1 protein-coding gene is annotated in these 244 nt (G+C 57.4%); it reads right to left on the reverse strand.

The features are described 5' to 3' along the window. Positions 1-43: 43 nt before the first annotated feature. A partial coding sequence (locus tag AC0L20_RS41680; protein ID WP_473295941.1) for an NAD(P)-dependent oxidoreductase occupies positions 44-244 on the reverse strand: 201 nt, incomplete at its 5' end.

Below are 244 nucleotides of genomic sequence, written 5' to 3' on the forward strand. Positions count from 1 at the left end.
GGGGCAAGCCCCCTCCCACAGTTGGTTGGTGTTGTGTCAGGGGTTATTGGGTCCAGGCAGTTGGATTCACCAGGTTTTTCGGTTTTTGCCCTGCCAATGCCGCCAACAGGTTGTCCACGGCACATTTGGCCATTGCTTCGCGTGTCTCATGGGTGGCCGAACCGATATGCGGCGTGGCCACTACGTTGTTCAAGCGCAGCAGCGGTGAGGCGTGATTCAGCGGTTCTTTCTCGAACACATCCAG

The sequence above is a fragment of the Bradyrhizobium sp. Kon58 genome (genome assembly GCF_055807455.1).